Below are 15,163 nucleotides of genomic sequence, written 5' to 3'. Positions count from 1 at the left end.
ACTCATGAGCCGCCAACTGCCATCCATCGAGCTTTTGCAGGCCTTCCTGACGGTTGCGAAGACGGGCAACTTTGGCCAGGCGGGTGAGCAACTCAACTTGAGCCAGAGCGCGGTCAGCAGGCAGGTAGCGCAACTGGAAGCACGCCTGGAGCACCGCTTGTTCGAGCGCCACACACGCAAAATCGTGCTCACCGCTGAAGGACAATCGTTGGTCCCGGTGGCGGAGCAGGTCATCGGCCTGCTGTCGGATGCCTCGCACATGCTCGCCGCCGTGGGCAGAAGTGTCAGCCTGCGCGCGCACCCGACCATGGCGGCGCGCTGGCTGATTCCACGGCTGACGGCGTTCTATCGCCTGCATCCGCACGTCACTGTCAGCGTCGACACGGTGTACCACCGCTTTCCCGACTTCGCGTTTGAATCGATCGACGCCATGATCGCCTACGGCACCGCCACCTGGCCCGACTTCGAAGCGCTGGACCTGTGGGAAGAGGAACTGGTTCCGATGTGCTCACCGGTGTTGCTCGAAGGGACGACGGCAGAAGAAGTGCTCAAGACCGCGCGACTCGTGGACTCGAGCATGGATCGCCTGGACTGGCGCCGGTGGGAAGAGTACTACCCGGATTCAAACGGGCCCGATAACGCTCATCTCACGTTCGATACGCTGGAGTCCGCGATCGTCGCCGTGAAATGCGGCCAGGGCGTCGCGCTGGTCGACACCGTGCTCGCACGCGATGAGTTGCTCACCGGGCAACTTATCCGCGTGCACTCCGGCAGCATCATCACCGGCGGGCGCTACACGCTGGTCTACCCGAAGCGGGTGAAACGCTCGAGCGGCTTCTGCGAGTTTCTCGAGTGGCTGGAACAGGAAGCGTCGGCTAACCCGCGAGCGCTGCTTCAATAGCCGCGATATCGATCTTGCGCATCGTCATCATCGCGTCGAACGCTCGCTTGGCCACCGCTTGATCAGGATGGGTAACCGCGGCCGTCAAGACGCGTGGTGAGATCTGCCACGACACCCCCCATTTGTCCTTGCACCAGCCGCAGACATTTTCCTGGCCACCGTTTCCAACAATCGCATTCCACAAGCGGTCCGTTTCGGCCTGATCGTCGGTGGCCACCTGGAACGAGAACGCCTCGCTGTGTTTGAACCCTGCCCCGGCGTTCAACCCCAGGCAAGGGATGCCCATCACCGAGAACTCGACTGTCAGGACATCACCCTGCTTGCCCGCCGGATAGTCGCCCGGCGCCCGATGCACCGCGGTCACCGCGCTGTCCGGGAAGGTCTCGGCGTAGAAAGTGGCGGCGTCCAGTGCGGTGCCGTCGAAACACAGGCAGATCGTGTTTTTGCTGACCATATCGGTTCTCCCGTTCTCAAACTGACGCACTGATTTTAGCCGCCCGGCCAAAAGGTCGATTCTCGGCCGACGAGCAGAGCAACATTGCATGGGCGAGCTCTGCGATAAACGGGCGCCAGCGCTTATAATCGCGTGCTTTATCACCCATCAGGCAAACAAGTCAGGATATGACGCTCGACCCTCCCACCCTGCTGGCCCTCTCCACCGCCCTCGCAGCCGCCGCCGCGCTGTACCTGGCGGTCGAATGGCGCAGCATTCGTGAATCCTCGCTGCTGTTCTGGAGCGCAGGATTTGCAACGATCACCGTCGGTTCGACCCTCGCTTTGCTGCGCGGCAGCGGCCTGTTGCTGATCGGCATCTGGTTCGCCAATGGCCTGCTGGTGCTGGCCCACTGGCTTTTCCTGCTGGGGGTTGCACGCTTCACGCAGGCGCGCCTGTCCCGCGGCTGGCTCTTGATTATCGCTGTCTGGGTCGCCCTGCTGCTGTTACCGGAAGAACCGTCGTGGTCGAAGATCATGCTGGTGGCCAATTCGCTGCTGGTCGCCCTGCCGACGCTGCGAGCCAGTTTTCTGCTACGTCCTCACGGCCGCTCCTTGAGCGTCGGGGCCGGGCAGCTGCGTTATGTGCTGCTGATTCATGGGCTGTTCTACGTCATCAAGGCGATATCGGTGGTGACCCCCGGTACCCTGATCGATCTGGCTGCCCTGCGTGGCGAGATCATTCAGATTTCGCTGGTCGAAGGCGCGATGGCGATCATGTTGATCGCACTGTCGATGACCGGGACCGAACGCTACCGGCGCGAGAAACGAATTGCCCGGCTGGCCGCACGCGACCCGCTGACCGCCCTGTATAACCGCCGCGCCCTCGAAGTACGGGCCCCGCGCCTGCTGGACGAAGTCTCGACCGAGCGACCGGGCGCGTTGCTGCTGATCGATATCGACAACTTCAAACTGGTCAACGACCTGTTCGGCCATACGGCCGGCGACCAACTGCTCGTCACAATGAGCGAGATGATTCGCTCGACATTGCCCGACGGTGCACTGGCGGCCCGGTTGGGCGGCGACGAGTTTGTCATCCTGCTGAACAACGCCTCGAGCGAACGAATCGAGGCGTTGGGCTGCGCGTTGCGCGAGCAATTCCACACAGCGGCGTCACAGGCGTTCGCTACGCCGGAACCCGTGACGTTGAGCATCGGCGCCACCCTGTTCGACGCGCCGCCCGCCAGCCTGGCGGCATTGATCGAGCAAGGTGACAGCGCGCTGTATGAGTCCAAGCGTGGCGGGCGTGACAGGATTCGGTTGGTGGATCGGACGGTTGGGGGCTACAACATCTAACCGCAGTCACCCTCAATGTCCTGTAATCCAGATTCCTTGTCCTTTACACGACATCTACTGGCTTATTAGCGTTAGCCGGCAATCCCCCACCGCGTTAGAGTCGTCCTCACGTTCCTGGCAAACCCGGATGATTCTGATGACCCGCCCCCGTTTCTTACCCGATAACTTCACCCTGGCCCTGATCGGCGTGGTGCTGATCGCCAGCCTTCTGCCCGCCAGCGGCCAGGTGGCAGTGGGCTTTGGCTGGCTGACCAACATCGCCATTGCCCTGCTGTTTTTCCTGCATGGCGCCAAACTGTCGCGCGAGTCGATCATCGCCGGTGCGGGCCACTGGCGCCTGCATTTGCTGGTGTTCGGCCTGACCTTTGTGCTGTTCCCATTGATCGGCCTGGCGCTCAAGCCGTTGCTGTCGCCGCTGATCGGTGACGATCTGTACATGGGCATGCTGTACCTCTGCGCGCTGCCGGCCACGGTGCAGTCGGCGATTGCCTTTACCTCCCTGGCGCGAGGCAATATTCCGGCGGCGATTTGCAGTGCGGCGGCGTCCAGTCTGTTCGGGATTTTCCTCACGCCGCTGCTGGTGACCTTGCTTTTGAACGTGCACGGCGACGGCGGCTCGACGGTTGATGCGATCTTGAAGATCAGCGTGCAGCTGCTGCTGCCGTTCGTTGCCGGGCAGATCGCACGGAAATGGATCGGTGCCTGGGTCGGGCGCAACAAGGGCTGGCTGAAGTTTGTCGATCAGGGCTCGATTTTGCTGGTGGTGTACGGCGCCTTCAGCGAAGCGGTAATCGAAGGCATCTGGCACAAGATTCCGCTGAAGGACCTGGCCGGGTTGGTCATCGTCTGCTGCGTGGTACTCGCGCTGGTACTAGTCGCCGCCACCCTGCTGGGCAAAGCCTTCGGTTTCAATCAGGAGGATCGGATCACCATCCTTTTCTGCGGCTCGAAGAAAAGCCTGGCCACCGGTGTACCGATGGCTCAGGTGCTGTTCGCCGGCAGCACCATCGGCGTGCTGATCCTGCCGCTGATGCTGTTCCATCAGATTCAGCTGATGGTCTGTGCCGTGCTCGCCCAGCGCTATGCCAAACGCGAAGAATCGGTGGCTGAACTGATGGGGCAAGTCGATCCTTAACGCCCGGGTAATCAGCACGCTGCCTGGCGTGCTGATCGACTGCGCCGACGTCCACTCCCAGCGCATGTTCTATCCTTCAATCCAGCCCACAACGCCGGATATCGAAATGCCCGCCCCCGAAACCGCCCTCCTCCAAAGCTGGCACCACAACGCCCATGTCTGGATCGAGGCCATCCGCAACGGCAGCATCGAAAGCCGCCGCCAAGTCACCGATCAGGCCATTCTGCTCGCAGTGCTGGGCCGTCAGCCCGAACGTGTGCTCGACCTCGGCTGCGGCGAGGGTTGGCTGTTGCGTGCACTGGCTGACCGGGCCATCGAGGTGGTCGGTGTGGATGGCGATGCAACGCTGGTCGACGCCGCGCGGGCGGCGGGCTCCACACCGGTGCATCTGGCGAGCTATGAAGCGTTGGTCGAGGCGACGGTAGACATCGGCCGCGGCTATGACGTGATCTGCGCTAACTTTGCGCTGCTGCACCAGGACATCATCCCGCTGCTCGCCGCCATGAACGCCCTGCTCGCCCCCGGCGGTGCGCTGGTGATCCAGACGCTGCACCCGTGGGCCGTGGCGGCGGGCGATTATCAGGACGGCTGGCGGGAAGAGACGTTCGACGGATTCCAGGGGCAATGGCAAGCGATGCCGTGGTATTTCCGCACCCTGTCCAGTTGGATCAACGCGCTGGACATGGCCGGTTTTCGACTGGCAGGCCTGCAGGAGCCGCAGCACCCGCAAAACCCCGTGCCGCAGTCGTTGCTGTTGGTGGGCGAGTTGCGGGGGTGACTGGGAGATGGTGCCACCACTGGTCACAGCAACTTGATCCACAGATTGTTTTTGCCTACATTTGAATCTATAGATTCAACATAAGGTATTAAACATGGCAGTCCCCCTTCAGGAACAAGCCTTCACCAAAAGCCAATGCGTAACGGGTCTGCGTGCTGCCGTAGGCATCCTCGAAAAATGGGCCGCGTCCAGCGAGCAGGCCTGTCGCATCCTGCGTATATCCCGCAGTACTTACACCCGCGCCCGGCAGCGCGATCCCGAATGGGCCGTGACATTGGACGCGGACCAGATGCAGCGCATCAGTTTTGTGCTCAACATCCACACCGCCCTGCGCCTGGTGTTCGACAACCCGGAGAACGTCTACGGCTTCCCGTCGATGGCCAACGACAACGAGTTTTTCAATGGGCGCAGCCCGCTCGAGATCATGGCTCAGGGCGACATGATTTCCCTGTATGAAACCTTTCGCCGCATCGACGTGCTGCGAGGCGCGCAATGGTGAAGGTGAGCGAGCTGGCGGAACTGGCCGGTGACTTGCTAAACGCCTATCGACTGGTCAACTCAAAGTTCCCGCCGATCGCGTTGTTTGACGACGTTGCTGATGAGGATGAATTTGAGGTGCTGTATCAGATACAGGCGCTGACCAATCCCAGGCTGAAAAACGAAGTGGGTCAACTTGAGCTGATTCCACGACGGGAGATCCCGTTCGGCATTCCTGGCTGCTCGTATGCGACTGCGCCGTTCACCCACGTCAACCCGGCGGGTTCGCGGTTCAGCGATGGCAGTTTCGGGGTGTTGTACGTGGCGGATTCCATGGAAACGGCCCTCGCTGAAGTGCGGCATCACCAGAGTCTGTACTGGTCGAACGTCCCAAGCCTCAACTATGAGCGGTTCGTTTTCCGGGGGCTGGTCTGCTCGTTTGTGGAGGCCGCGATGAGAGATGCTGCCGCCATTCCGATGACCGATCCTGTCTATGATCCCGACGATTACACGCATTCCCGGCAACTGGGGAAATCCGTCAAAAAGGCGAAATGCCCGGGCATTCGTTACCACTCGGTGCGCCGGCCGGGCAGTCATTGCTGGGCGTTGATGACGCCGAGGCCGGTGTTGTCGGTTATTCAAGCGGCACATTACGAGATGATCTGGAATGGTCAGCTGACGAGCGTCAGTCAGATCAGTGAGGCTTGATGGCGCGTCGTCCATCCATTGCTCGCATCGATAGTCACCATCATCTCAATGAAGTTCTCTTAAAAATTCCGGAGCGTAACATCGCACCCATACCAACCAATAACACCCCGGAGCACACACTCATGAAACGCCAAACTCTTCTCAGCATCGCATTCTCGGTTTTCGCAGTTAACGCTTTCGCCGCAGCCCCTGCTCACCAGGCCATCGCTGAAGGCGGTTCGGATCGTCTGATTGAAAGCCGTGTGGCTGAAGGTGGTTCGGACCGTTTGATCGAGAGCCGCGTTGCTGAAGGTGGCTCGGATCGCCTGATCGAAAGCCGTGTGGCTGAGGGTGGCTCGGATCGTCTGATCCAGAATCGCGTTGCTGAAGGTGGTTCCGACCGCTTGATCCAAAGTCGCAACGCTTGAATGAATGGCTTTACCGAAATACTTAACTCAGATACACGCAAACCCACTGTAGGAGCGAGCTGGCTCGCGATGGACTCAAGAACACCGCGTTTAACCAGTCAACCCGCGTTATCGTTAACGACCATCGCCAGCAAGCTAGCTCCTACAAAGAAGCCCGGCCTAATCAGCCGGGCTTTTTCATGCGCGCAACAATATGCTCCCCCTACGTGTGATGAATTTCCCGATCCTTGGTTTCCGGCAACAGGAACGTACCGAGAATCGCCGTCATCACGGCAATAACGATCGGATACCACAGCCCGTAGTAGATATCGCCCGTGGCCGCGACCATGGCGAACGCCACCGTCGGCAGGAAACCGCCGAACCAGCCATTGCCGATGTGGTACGGCAGCGACATGGATGTGTAGCGGATGCGCGCCGGGAAGAGTTCCACCAGCCAGGCGGCAATCGGGCCGTAGACCATGGTCACGTAGATAACCAGGATGGTCAGGAGCAGCAGCACCATCGGGTAGTTGGTCTTCGCCGGGTCGGCCTTCTCCGGGTAGCCGGCGTCCTTGAGGGCGGTGCCGAGGGTGGCAACGAAGGCGTCGTTACGGGTTTTGAAGTCGGCGGCCGGCATGCCGGTGCCCTCGAAACTCTCGACCACTTTGCCGCCAATGCGAACCTGCGCGACGGTGCCCGGGGCAGCTTTTTCGTTGGTATAGGGAATGGCTTTCTTCGCCAGTACGGTCTTGGCAAGGTCACACGAACTGGTGAATTTGGCTTTACCCACCGGGTCGAACTGGAACGAACACTGGGCTGGATCGGCGACCACGGTGACGGGATTTTTCTCCTGGGCGATGAACACGTCGGGGTTACCGTACTGGGTCAACGCATGGAAGATCGGGAAGTAAGTCACCGCCGCGAGAATGCAGCCTGCCATGATGATGCCCTTGCGCCCGATACGGTCGGACAGGCTGCCGAAAATCACGAAGAACGGCGTGCCGATCAGCAGCGAGCCGGCAATCAGCAGGTTCGCGGTCTGCGGGTCGATCTTGAGCATTTGCAGGAGGAAGAACAGCGCATAGAACTGCCCCGTGTACCAGACAACCGCCTGGCCGGCAGTACCGCCAAGCAGGGCCATGATCACGATTTTCAGGTTGTCCCAACGGGCGAAAGACTCGGTCAGCGGCGCCTTGCAGGCTTTGCCTTCGGCCTTCATTTTCACGAACACCGGCGACTCGCTGAGTTGCAGGCGGATGTACACCGAGACGATCAACAGCAGGATCGACAGCAGGAAGGGAATTCGCCAGCCCCAGGCCTCGAAGGCTTCAGTGCCCAGGACAGTGCGGCAGGCAAGAATCACCAGCAGCGACAGGAACAGGCCAAGGGTCGCAGTGGTTTGAATCCACGAAGTGAAATAGCCGCGCTTACCCTTCGGCGCATGTTCGGCCACGTACGTCGCCGCACCGCCGTACTCACCGCCCAGCGCCAGGCCTTGCAGCAGGCGCAAGGTAATCAGGATGATCGGCGCCGCGACGCCAATGGTCGCGTAGCCGGGCAGAAAACCCACGATGGCGGTGGAAATACCCATGATGACAATGGTGATCAGGAACGTGTGTTTGCGCCCGATCATATCGCCCAGCCGCCCGAACACGATCGCACCGAAAGGCCGTACCGCAAAGCCTGCAGCGAACGCGAGCAGCGCGAAGATGAAGGACGTGGTCTCGTTGACGCCGGCAAAAAAATGCTTGGCGATGATCGCGGCGAGGGAGCCATAGAGGTAAAAATCGTACCACTCGAAGACGGTGCCCAAAGACGAGGCAAAAATGACCTTGCGCTCCTCCTTGGTGATCCCGTGGTTGGGGGTTCGGCCCAGGGTTGTGCTGTCGATTGCCGCCATGAGTCTTCTCCGTATTGCTCTTGTTGTAGGCCGGAGCACCTCTCAACTGCTGCCGCACCCAGGCCCTGGGCTGAAGTCATCGGACTGCGGATTGCGCAACGCGTGAAACAGGCTGACTGCCTCACTTCACTGCACGGTTACTTGAAGCATAATCAGCTTCGCGCAGATATCCACTCGGCCAAATGGCCGTGCTGTTTCGGGCACACTGCGCTCACTAGAAACTCACCGGAGACAACTGTGCAACCCCTGACCGCACGCGAGGTTTATCAGCAACTGCGAGACGCCGCCCTGGGTGTTCGCCCGTTTCAACGGCTGGACGAACACGTCGAGCCCGGTCTCGCAAAGGTCGATATCGAAGGCTGGCGCCTGACCCTCGACATCGATGGCGAGCACCTGCGTCACTGCCAAAACTGCCAAAGTCCGGACGGTCGCGACGGTGACTTGGACACCTGGCAACGCTTCGGCACCGACCCGGTCAGTTTGCTCAGCACCTGGGAGCTGGCGCAGCTCGAGCGACTGCTCACCGAGACACGCTGACACAGGCTTGCCAACCACCCCCGTTAGCGAGTTTTATGGGCGACGCGAATCGATCACCGTAGAGGTCTTGCCCATGGTTCTATCCTCCCGCTTGCCGCCGTTGCTGACGTGCGCCCTGACCGGTCTCCTCGCCTGCAGTGCGCAGGCCAGCACGGTCACTGCGGTGCCCGACAGTTTGCAACCGCTGCTGGTGACGATAAACGAGCGCCTGAACATTGCGGATCAGGTGGCGTTGACCAAGTGGGACAGTGGCAAACCTATCCAGGACACCGCCCGGGAAGCGCAGGTGATCGCCAGTGCCAGGGCGATGGCCGCGGACCGAAAACTCGACCCGGACGAAGCCGCCGAGTTGATCGCCGCACAGATCGAAGCCAATAAACTGGTGCAGTACGGACTGATCGCTGAATGGCGAGCGGCTGACAAGGCCCCCGACCTGCCACGACCGGACCTCACCCTGCAAATCAGACCTCGGCTGGATGAACTGCAAAACCTTCTGTTGCAGCAATACGCCGACTTCGCCCCCTATCGCAAGGACCCGAACTGCCCGAGCTGGCTGGGCGTTGCGCGCGCCGGGCTGATCAAGGATCAACTTCACGGCCAGGCACTGATACGTGCCACCGGGGAGCTGTGCATCGCCGATCAATGATTGATACACGGTAATCCCGCCCGCCTCACTGACGTTTGAAAACAACAAAAAATACAGGAGTTGAAATGTCTGAACTGAAACTGCACCCCAACGCTGCGCAATCCCTGGGCCAATGGCACGAAATGATCCGCACCGGCGACTTGAGTGCCTTGCCTGAACTGCTCGACCCTCAAGCAGTTTTCCGCTCGCCGATGGCACACACGCCATACCCGGGAGCGCCGGTGGTGTCGATGATCCTCAATACGGTGATCAAGGTGTTTGAGAACTTTACCTATCACCGGGAACTGGCGACGGCAGACGGGCTGAACGTGATCCTGGAGTTCAGCGCCGACGTCAGCGGGAAAGCGTTAAAGGGGATCGACATGATCCGTTTCAATGAACAAGGGAAAATCGTTGAATTCGAGGTCATGGTCCGTCCCTTGAGCGGCTTGCAAGCCTTGGGTGAGCAAATGGGCCAACGCCTCGGCGCTTACCTGGCGGCCAGTAAAGCCCTCTGATGTAGCTTTGCGTCGGGCGAGGGGTCGTGGCTGGCGGGCACGACTCCCCATCCCCCTCCTCGCCTCTCGACCAAAACGCCTTTGGAAACCGGCGCGTGATCTTGCCGGCAATGTCCATGAACGGCATGGCGATCAGGCTGTACACCGTCAGGTAACGCTCGCGATCCTGCTCACCGGTGCCGAACTGAACAGGTTCCGGCTTTGAGCCCGTCAGATAGAGCGTGCCGAACATCCAGTCCCAGAGTGACAGGTTGATGCCGAAGTTCTTGTTGTAGTGACGAGGTGCGTCACTGTGGTGAATCTGGTGTTGCGCCGGACTGTTCAGCACACGCTCGATCACCGGCCCGAACGAAAGCCAGACATGGCTGTGACGCAGGTTTGCCGCCAATCCATTGAGGATCAACACCATGTAGGTCACGCCGAACAAGGTGTAGGGGCTGATCTTGCCGCCACAGGCGTACCAAAAAATGCCGGCGAAGGCTCCCAAGCCGACTGTTACGAGCACTTTTTCGACGATTTTTTCCACGAAATGAACCCGGCTCGCGGTCGCTGGCACCAGCACCGTGGCCGAATGATGGACCTTGTGGAACGTCCACAAATACCGGGAATGCCAGGCACGATGGGCCCAGTAGCGAATGAAGTCGCTGACCAGAAACGTCCCCAATCCATAGGTCAGCGACAGCGAGAGGCTTTCGCCCACGTGCGGGCGCGCCCCCCAAAGCCCATTGAAAAACGCGATGTAGTCCCCCGAGCGCAGAACATGCGGATCAACCAACCCAACGATGGGCACCACCAACGCGACTTTCAGGATCGCGCGCACGAAGTAATACCGGTAATCCAGCAGTGCAGAACGATGAAAGTTGACCTGGCGTCCGCCAATGAACTGCCCGAATGACCGTGCGTCGGTCAAACCGCGCGGCTTTCTGAATCGGAAAAGGCTGTAGGCGATGCCGTAGGACACGCACAAAAACACCACGCAGAAACGGCCATCCAGATCGAATAGGCCCAGAAACTGCTCGGTGACAGGTTCAACGACCCACCGGCTCAGGTAGTGATAGAGAAGCGCGAGAACATCCATCAATGGCTGCCCGCCAATAAAGGGATGTAAGTGTAGTTCAGCGCGGCTATTTGCGTCTCATTCTCTGTTACTGAACGTCTGCAGGTAGGCCAACAGGTTTTCGATTTTTTCCGGATCGCTGATTCCCCAGAAAATCATCCGCGTCCCGGACACCACGCTTTTTGGATCTTCGATGTACTTGGCCAGTGTTTCACGGGTCCAGACCACGCCTGAGGTCTTCATGGCGTTGGAATACTGGTAGTCCGTCGTGCTGCCGGCCAGGCGCCCGATAACGCCATTGAGCTGCGGCCCGAAAGACGCCCGCGCTGATTCTCCGACTTGATGGCAACCGCCACAGGTCCGATTGAACAGCTTCTGCCCTGCCTCAGCATCGCCTGCCGTTGCAGGTGTACTGAAGGCTCCTGCGCTTAGCAGGAAGAAGGTGAGGATGGCGGTTTTTTTCATACGGGATTCCAGGTCGTAGAGCCGTGCGCACCCTATGACATTCAACGATTGAAAAGCTACCCGTAAATGCGATCTATACTCTTTCGGTTAGCTATTTAAGTGACATGCAAAATGTCGACACCCGTGCGCTGAACTGGTGCGCCCGTGCCTATCGCCAACGTAATCAAACCCGAGCCGATGTGTCGTGTCGCCAAGGATTGAACGGCGAGCTGTGCTCAGTTGTTCTGCGTCTATCGGGTGGTGGAGAAGATCATGAAATACAAGCTTTTTTCAGGCGTCCTGTTTGCGGTCGCGGCAACGGTTGTGATTCCGTCTGGCGCCTGGGCTGCGGGTGCCCAGGCATTGGCCTCTGATGGTGCGGACCATGTTGGGGCTGCTTCAGTCGCTGCTGATGGCGCGGATCATGTGGGTGCTGGAGCGGTTGCTGCTGATGGCGCGGATCATGTGGGTGCCGGAGCGGTTGCCGCTGATGGCGCGGATCATGTGGGCGCCGGGGCGGTTGCTGCTGATGGTGCAGATCATGTGGGCGCCGGCGCAGTTGCCGCTGATGGCTCGGATCATGTGGGCGCCGGCGCGGTTGCCGCTGATGGTGCAGATCATGTGGGCGCCGGCGCAGTTGCCGCTGATGGCGCGGATCATGTGGGCGCCGGCGCGGTTGCTGCTGATGGTGCAGATCATGTGGGCGCTGGTGCGGTTGCCGCTGATGGCGCGGATCATGTGGGCGCCGGGGCGGTTGCTGCTGATGGTGCAGATCATGTGGGCGCCGGGGCGGTTGCTGCTGATGGTGCAGATCATGTGGGCGCTGGTGCGGTTGCCGCTGATGGATCGGATCATGTCGGCGCCGGTGCACTCGCCGCCGACGGTTCGGACAAAATCGGCACCGCTCGTCTCGCCTATGGCTCTCGCGTTGGCGTAGGGTCCGATAGAGTGGCGACTTCGCTGATGACCGGCAGTTACTCCGACCAGTTCAACAGCCCGATCGGCCCTCAATAACCTGCAAGTGGCCGGTTCAAACGGCCACATTGATGGAAAGGACAGCACAATGACGAACCGAACCGAAACGGCCATCCTCGCGGGTGGCTGCTTCTGGGGCATGCAGGATTTGCTGAGACGCCAACCGGGCTTAGTGTCCACGCGGGTGGGCTACTCGGGCGGCGACGTGCCCAATGCGACGTATCGCAACCATGGCACACACGCCGAAGCGATCGAGATCGTGTTCGATCCCGACCAGACCAGCTATCGGCAGATCCTCGAGTTTTTCTTCCAGATCCACGACCCGACAACCCTGAATCGCCAGGGCAATGACAGGGGGACAAGCTACCGCTCTGCCCTCTTCTATCTCACTGAAGAGCAGAAGCGTGTCGCCGAAGACACCGTGGCCGACGCCGATGCTTCCGGTCTCTGGCCCGACAAGGTCGTGACAGAAGTGACACCCGCAGGCCCATTCTGGGAGGCGGAGCCGGAACATCAGGACTACCTCGAGCAATACCCCAACGGCTACACCTGCCATTTCATCCGGCCCAACTGGAAACTGCCCAAACGCGCGTAACCCACCACTGAAAAAACATACGGCCATCTCGCTGGCGTTCAACAATTTGAACGCCAGCGGTCCGTTGTCGATTGAAATCTCGACGATGTGATTGGCCTAAGGGTCCTGGTTACCGAACTCGACATCACTGTTGAAACGATCTGAAAAGTGGCGCCAGCCCCCCTGAAAAACTCGCCAAGCCCAGCTTTAACGGGCATCATCGCTGCTTTCCGCAGGGTTTACAGTTCTGGATCAAGGTGCCATAGCCTTGCTAAAATCGCCCCAAATCAAACCGACGAGTAAACATGCTCAGGGGCATTCCACGAACGGCCAGTGTTAAATATACTAGCCACCCAGCAAGCCCAGACCCTGTCGCGCAATGCAGTGCAACGAGAGCCGCTATGAGAATCCATTTTGAAAAAAGTGATGCCCATGAATCCAACATCCATCAGCCGTCGGTGGTAACAGCATGATCGAGGTCACCGAAGTTTCCATCGCCGAACTGCGCGCGGCGCTCGAGTCCGGCCAGACCACGGCGGTCGAGCTGGTCCAGGCCTATCTCGCCCGGATCGACGCCTACGATGGCGCCGACACCCCCACCGCGCTCAACGCGGTCGTGGTGCGCAATCTTGAAGCGCTGAACGAAGCGCAGGCGTCCGACGCCCGTCGCGCCAAGGGCGAAACGTTGGGGCCGCTGGACGGGATTCCCTACACGGCCAAGGACAGTTACCTGGTCAAGGGGCTGACCGCCGCTTCCGGCAGCCCGGCCTTTGCCGACCTGGTGGCTTACCGCGACGCGTTCACCATCGAACGGCTGCGCGCCGCCGGTGCCATCTGCCTGGGCAAGACCAACATGCCGCCCATGGCGAACGGCGGTATGCAACGCGGGGTCTACGGCCGCGCTGAGAGCCCGTACAACGCGGACTATCTCACCGCGCCCTTTGCCTCGGGCTCCTCGAACGGTGCTGGCACCGCCACCGCCGCCAGTTTCTCGGCATTCGGCCTTGCCGAAGAAACCTGGTCCAGCGGACGTGGTCCGGCGTCGAACAATGGGTTGTGCGCCTACACGCCATCGCGCGGGGTGATCTCGGTACGCGGCAACTGGCCGTTGACCCCGACCATGGACGTGGTCGTGCCGTTTGCCAGAACCATGGCGGACCTGCTTGAGGTGCTCGATGTGGTGGTGGCCGAAGACACCGACACACGCGGTGATCTGTGGCGGTTGCAACCTTGGGTCCCTATTCCGAGCGTCGCCTCGGTGCGTCCCGCGTCCTACGCCGAACTGGCCGTGAAGGCCGATGCATTGGCAGGAAAGCGCCTGGGCGTACCGCGCATGTACATCAATGCGGACCCTGAAGCCGGCACCAGCGAAGCGCCGGGTATCGGAGGCCCGACAGGGCAGAAAATCAACACCCGCCCTAGCGTTATCGGGCTGTGGGAAGACGCACGCAAGGCACTGGAAGCTGCCGGCGCCGAAGTCATCGAAGTCGATTTCCCGCTCGTCTCCAACTGCGAGGGCGATCGTCCGGGGGCGCCGACCGTTTACAACCGGGGCCTGGTGTCCAAAGAGTTCCTTCATCATGAACTGTGGGACCTGACGGCCTGGGCGTTCGATGATTTCCTGCGGGCCAACGGCGACCCGAAATTGAACCGCCTGGTGGACGTCGACGGTCCGCTGATTTTCCCGCACGACCCGGGCACGCTGCCCAACCGCGAGGGCGACCTTGTCGCGGGCATGGACGAGTACGTGAAGATGGCCGAGCGCGGCATTACGCCTTGGGACCAGATCACCACGGTGCCTGATGGCCTTCGCGGACTGGAACAAACCCGTCGAATCGATCTTGAAGACTGGATGGACCGACTCGGGCTGGACGCGGTGCTGTTCCCGACGGTTGCCGATGTGGCGCCGGCGAACGCTGATGTCGATCCGGCGTCTGCGGACATCGCCTGGAGCAACGGGATCTGGGTTGCCAACGGTAACCTCGCCATTCGCCACCTGGGGGTTCCGACGGTGACGGTGCCGATGGGCATCATGCCGGATATCGGCATGCCGGTCGGGCTGACCTTTGCGGGTCGGGCCTATGACGATTCAGCGCTGTTGCGCTTTGCTTCGGCGTTTGAAGCGACCGGGTCGAAGCGGATGGTTCCGCCGCGGACTCCGCCGTTGGCTGTGGGCAGTAACTAGCCCGCCTGAGTTTCTGGACGGATTGGGATTGGGATTGGGATTGGGGGCATATCCGTTTCTTCGGTCACGGCGGCTATTGGTTTCGCCCTTACGGCGAGTCACTTGGAAAAGCCCCAAGTAACCAAGGGCTCTTGCCCCTTTCGTTCGGTGCCTCGCCTAGGCTCGGCATGCCCTC

15 protein-coding genes and 2 pseudogenes are annotated in these 15,163 nt (G+C 60.5%); 13 read left to right on the top strand and 4 right to left on the bottom strand.

Annotated elements, in window-relative coordinates; translation table 11 throughout:
• The first annotated feature begins 4 nt into the window (after positions 1–4).
• Positions 5–901, top strand: a complete 897-nt coding sequence (locus EJA72_RS13485; protein ID WP_178129350.1) for a LysR substrate-binding domain-containing protein — start codon at positions 5–7, stop codon at positions 899–901.
• On the opposite strand, the gene EJA72_RS13480 is transcribed toward EJA72_RS13485, so the two are convergent.
• On the bottom strand, positions 876–1,355 hold the full coding sequence (locus tag EJA72_RS13480; protein ID WP_157711930.1) for a VOC family protein: 480 nt from the start codon (positions 1,353–1,355) through the stop codon (positions 876–878). The genes EJA72_RS13485 and EJA72_RS13480 overlap by 26 nt on opposite strands.
• A 167-nt stretch (positions 1,356–1,522) precedes the next feature.
• On the opposite strand from EJA72_RS13480, the gene EJA72_RS13475 reads away from it, so the two are divergent.
• The 6 genes and pseudogenes from EJA72_RS13475 to EJA72_RS13450 form a co-directional block, all read left to right on the top strand.
• Positions 1,523–2,689, top strand: a complete 1,167-nt coding sequence (locus EJA72_RS13475; protein WP_157711929.1) for a GGDEF domain-containing protein — start codon at positions 1,523–1,525, stop codon at positions 2,687–2,689.
• Positions 2,690–2,825: 136 nt separating this feature from the next.
• A complete protein-coding gene (locus EJA72_RS13470) occupies positions 2,826–3,824 on the top strand; it encodes a bile acid:sodium symporter family protein (protein WP_157711928.1) in 999 nt (332 codons plus the stop codon).
• A gap of 106 nt (positions 3,825–3,930) precedes the next feature.
• Positions 3,931–4,602, top strand: a complete 672-nt coding sequence (locus EJA72_RS13465) for a bifunctional 2-polyprenyl-6-hydroxyphenol methylase/3-demethylubiquinol 3-O-methyltransferase UbiG (RefSeq protein WP_157711927.1) — start codon at positions 3,931–3,933, stop codon at positions 4,600–4,602.
• Between the two features lie 94 nt (positions 4,603–4,696).
• Positions 4,697–5,101: an antitoxin Xre-like helix-turn-helix domain-containing protein gene (locus EJA72_RS13460; RefSeq protein WP_157711926.1), complete on the top strand. Its 405-nt coding sequence runs from the start codon at positions 4,697–4,699 to the stop codon at positions 5,099–5,101.
• The gene (locus tag EJA72_RS13455) at positions 5,095–5,787 is read left to right on the top strand and encodes an RES family NAD+ phosphorylase (protein WP_157711925.1); all 693 of its coding nucleotides are present in this window, start codon (positions 5,095–5,097) and stop codon (positions 5,785–5,787) included. Before EJA72_RS13460 ends, EJA72_RS13455 begins: the two co-directional genes overlap by 7 nt.
• Positions 5,788–5,909: 122 nt before the next feature.
• A pseudogene (locus EJA72_RS13450) lies at positions 5,910–6,191 on the top strand (hypothetical protein); the annotation flags it as partial.
• Positions 6,192–6,396: 205 nt separating this feature from the next.
• Here the strand turns inward: EJA72_RS13450 and EJA72_RS13445 are convergent.
• Positions 6,397–8,073 carry an MFS transporter gene (locus EJA72_RS13445; RefSeq protein WP_157711924.1) on the bottom strand — a complete coding sequence of 559 codons (1,677 nt, stop codon included), beginning with the start codon at positions 8,071–8,073 and terminating at the stop codon, positions 6,397–6,399.
• A gap of 237 nt (positions 8,074–8,310) precedes the next feature.
• On the opposite strand from EJA72_RS13445, the gene EJA72_RS13440 reads away from it, so the two are divergent.
• From EJA72_RS13440 to EJA72_RS13430, 3 genes are all read left to right on the top strand, one after another.
• Positions 8,311–8,610, top strand: a complete 300-nt coding sequence (locus tag EJA72_RS13440; RefSeq protein ID WP_178129349.1) for a hypothetical protein — start codon at positions 8,311–8,313, stop codon at positions 8,608–8,610.
• Positions 8,611–8,683: 73 nt separating this feature from the next.
• Positions 8,684–9,256, top strand: a complete 573-nt coding sequence (locus EJA72_RS13435; RefSeq protein ID WP_157711923.1) for a chorismate mutase — start codon at positions 8,684–8,686, stop codon at positions 9,254–9,256.
• A 65-nt stretch (positions 9,257–9,321) separates the two neighbouring features.
• Positions 9,322–9,753, top strand: a complete 432-nt coding sequence (locus tag EJA72_RS13430) for a nuclear transport factor 2 family protein (protein WP_157711922.1) — start codon at positions 9,322–9,324, stop codon at positions 9,751–9,753.
• Positions 9,754–9,841: 88 nt separating this feature from the next.
• Here the strand turns inward: EJA72_RS13430 and EJA72_RS13425 are convergent.
• Positions 9,842–10,831 (bottom strand): annotated as a pseudogene (locus tag EJA72_RS13425) (sterol desaturase family protein); the annotation flags it as partial.
• 57 nt (positions 10,832–10,888) lie between these two features.
• The gene (locus tag EJA72_RS13420; protein WP_157711920.1) at positions 10,889–11,275 is read right to left on the bottom strand and encodes a c-type cytochrome; all 387 of its coding nucleotides are present in this window, start codon (positions 11,273–11,275) and stop codon (positions 10,889–10,891) included.
• Positions 11,276–11,639: 364 nt separating this feature from the next.
• Between EJA72_RS13420 and EJA72_RS13415 the strand changes: the two genes are divergently transcribed.
• The 3 genes from EJA72_RS13415 to EJA72_RS13405 all read left to right on the top strand — a co-directional run bounded on the left by EJA72_RS13415 (position 11,640) and on the right by EJA72_RS13405 (position 14,988).
• Positions 11,640–12,191 (top strand): hypothetical protein, encoded by a 552-nt coding sequence (locus EJA72_RS13415; RefSeq protein ID WP_157711919.1) that lies wholly within the window; start codon positions 11,640–11,642, stop codon positions 12,189–12,191.
• 126 nt (positions 12,192–12,317) lie between these two features.
• Positions 12,318–12,824 (top strand): peptide-methionine (S)-S-oxide reductase MsrA, encoded by a 507-nt coding sequence (msrA, locus tag EJA72_RS13410; RefSeq protein WP_157711918.1) that lies wholly within the window; start codon positions 12,318–12,320, stop codon positions 12,822–12,824.
• Between the two features lie 448 nt (positions 12,825–13,272).
• Positions 13,273–14,988 (top strand): amidase, encoded by a 1,716-nt coding sequence (locus tag EJA72_RS13405; protein WP_157711917.1) that lies wholly within the window; start codon positions 13,273–13,275, stop codon positions 14,986–14,988.
• The last annotated feature ends 175 nt before the right edge of the window (positions 14,989–15,163 follow it).

The organism is Pseudomonas sp. PB120, from assembly GCF_009761815.1.
GTDB lineage: Bacteria > Pseudomonadota > Gammaproteobacteria > Pseudomonadales > Pseudomonadaceae > Aquipseudomonas.
Note: the sequence above shows the minus strand (reverse complement) of the source record. Positions and strands in the feature narration are given on the sequence as shown.